The sequence below is a fragment of the Streptomyces axinellae genome, assembly GCF_039532135.1.
In the GTDB taxonomy this organism is placed as follows: Bacteria; Actinomycetota; Actinomycetes; order Streptomycetales; family Streptomycetaceae; genus Streptomyces; species Streptomyces axinellae.
In genome coordinates this window covers 1-2601 of record NZ_BAAARJ010000059.1, presented here as the reverse complement: position 1 = coordinate 2601, position 2601 = coordinate 1, and the positions used below count along the sequence as shown (strand labels likewise).

Sequence of the window (2601 nt, the reverse complement as noted above, 5' to 3'; positions counted from 1 at the left end):
GTTGAGAATCTTGGTATTACACATTTCACTATCCTCTCTTTCATTTTTCGTTCACCATACTTTGTTATCTGATTTTTAATTTTTCTATTTTATAAACCAAGTCTCTACCAAAAAGGCGAAAATTATCCTCAAATAATAATAATTGTTTAAGAACATCCATGAAAGCAGCTGCTTCACCCTCAGTTATGGGAGCTACTCTATATAACATATAACCTGAGTTAAGGGTTTCTTTTATACTTTCTTCAATGCTCATTATAAATATTAGTGGATTATCATTTTTCTTCCCCCATGGGTTTCTAATTAATCCTTCGATGTACTCAGGTCCTTTGCGTCCTATTGCCTGCGCAATATTTTTTATTTCATCTGCGTGAGGGCTTTGTTGTACAGCTTTGTTTATGCCTGCTTGAGTGATTTTCAGAGACTCTACACCGTGTATGTTGTATGAGATAAAATGTAATAAATTAAGATGCAATGCAATTAATCCATTTTTGTTTACATCTGAGTATTTGGATAAAAAACGTAATGAAGTGTTAACTCTCCCTTGAAGCCTAACAATTGGGAGTGCTGCCTTGTATATTTCCTTCTCCGTTAAATACCGTTTAAAAAACATAATTCTCCGCCTCCGTATAGCGTGCCTATTTTATTTCGTCGTAAAACTTAGCTCTGAAATATTCCTTTAGAACCATCATGTCATTAATAATTGAATCTATCTCATCCATTTTTTCTTGGTATTCTTTTAATGGTGAAGGGAGCGGTAACTCAATATTTGAAAAGTGATTGGCGAGATAGGGATCAAGGTTTCTCATCCATTCAGGCTTTTCGCCAATGCGTTCTTCAACTGAAAGTGAACCTGATAATCTCTGGTTAATAAGATCACTTAGACTCATTTTGGTTTTATTCGAAAGCCGTTGTAAGGATTGCTTTAATCCTATATCTAGCATGATATTTGTTCTTTCTCTCATTACCCCCCCTTGCTATTGCGTTTTTTGTTGCGCACAAAGCTACCATTGCCCATTAAGAAACGCAATAAAAAAGGAGGGAGGGAGTGGTTTGTACATGATGTGCAGTGCGCTGAGGGCATCAGTGGCGGGTGTTTTTCCGTGGGATGGATGGAGCTCCGGGGATAACAGAACTGACGATCATTTAAAGGATCTTCTTGAGATCCTTTTTTTCTGCGCGTAATCTCTTGCACTGTAAACGAAAAAACCGCCTGGGGAGGCGGTTTGATCGAAGGTTAAGTCAGTTGGGGAACTGCTTAACCGGGTAACTGGGTATACGAGACCGCAGATACCAAAACTGTTCTTTCAGTGTAGCCGCAGTTAGGCACCCACTTCAAGACCTCTCAATATCTCTCTCGTATATATCCAGTTACCAATGGCTGCTGCCAGTGGCGTTTTTGCGTGTCCGTCCGGGTTGGACTCAAGATGATAGTTACCGGAAAGGGCGCAGCAGTCGGGCTGAACGGGGGGTTCGTGCATACAGCCCAGCTTGGAGCGAACGACCTAAACCGAGCCGAGATACCAGCAGCGTGAGCTATGAGAAAGCGCCACGCTTCCCGAAAGGGAAAAAGGCGGAACAGGTATCCGGTAAACGGCAGGGTCGGAACAGGAGAGCGCACGAGGGAGCCGCCGGAGAGAAATCACCGGCATCTTTAAGTCCTGTCGGGTTTCGTCCTCCTCTGACTTGAGCGTCCATTTCTGTGATGCTCGTCAGGGGAGGCGGAGCCTATGGAAAAACGGCAACGCCGCATCCTTTTCTCCGGCCCTTTCTGATTTGAGCGCCTTTGCTTTATCCCGTTATCCGTGAGTCGGTCACGCCCGCCGCAGCCGAACGGCAGGAGCGCAGCTACCGAGTGAGCGAGGAGGCGTCATTTCATCTGTCCGTGCATGGTATTGCGGACGCTCCTGAGCCACATATCACACCTGCCACATGAGGCACTTTCATGAATCGTGCTCTCATGCCAACATAGTAAGCCAGTATACACAGCGTAAACGCTGTGACTGGTTCAGGGCTGCGCCCCGAAACCCGCTAACACCACTGACGCGCTGGCGCTTGTCCAACGCCGGAGCGACCCGGAAAACTTTTCCGTGCCGTCCGGCGTTTGCGAAGGAGGGATAATGCAGAAGCCGAAGAAGAAGCCGCTCGTCGTAAAAAAAAGATCCTGGCATCCGGCAGTGATGGCAAATCTGATGCGTCAGGCACAGGAGGAAGATTACCGCCGGGAGCAGATGGCAGAGCTTGAGCGTTCAGCCCGGTCACATTTTGCGGATATCGGAGGAGAGGATGGCGGTTAAGCGTACCCGTTTTTTAGGTATCCGGGTGACCGATGGGGAGTACCAGCAGCTGCTGGAGCGCTGCAATGGAAGGCAACTGGCGGTGTGGATGCGGGAAACCTGTCTCGATACGCGCCCGGCGCGGTCGTTGCGGCTGCCGTCCATCGATCCGGTTTTGCTGCGCCAGCTTGCCGGGATGGGGAACAACCTCAACCAGATCGCCCGGAAAATTAACGGCGGCCAGTGGTCAGGCGCTGACCGGGTTCAGGTGGTGGCCGCGCTGATGGCCATTGATGCCGAACTCGAGCGGCTGCGGCATGCCGTGCTG

At 48.1% G+C, this 2601-nt stretch carries 4 protein-coding genes; 2 read left to right on the top strand and 2 right to left on the bottom strand.

The window, feature by feature from the left end; translation table 11 throughout:
• Positions 1–64: 64 nt before the first annotated feature.
• Positions 65–610, bottom strand: a complete 546-nt coding sequence (locus tag ABD339_RS33395) for a hypothetical protein (protein WP_023317533.1) — start codon at positions 608–610, stop codon at positions 65–67.
• Between the two features lie 25 nt (positions 611–635).
• Positions 636–962, bottom strand: a complete 327-nt coding sequence (locus tag ABD339_RS33390; protein WP_050516389.1) for a hypothetical protein — start codon at positions 960–962, stop codon at positions 636–638.
• Positions 963–2117: 1155 nt separating this feature from the next.
• Between ABD339_RS33390 and ABD339_RS33385 the strand changes: the two genes are divergently transcribed.
• Positions 2118–2294 carry a hypothetical protein gene (locus ABD339_RS33385; RefSeq protein WP_004197757.1) on the top strand — a complete coding sequence of 59 codons (177 nt, stop codon included), beginning with the start codon at positions 2118–2120 and terminating at the stop codon, positions 2292–2294.
• Positions 2284–2601: MobC family plasmid mobilization relaxosome protein (locus ABD339_RS33380; protein ID WP_146991581.1), on the top strand; the 318-nt coding region annotated here is incomplete at its 3' end. The genes ABD339_RS33385 and ABD339_RS33380, both read left to right, overlap by 11 nt.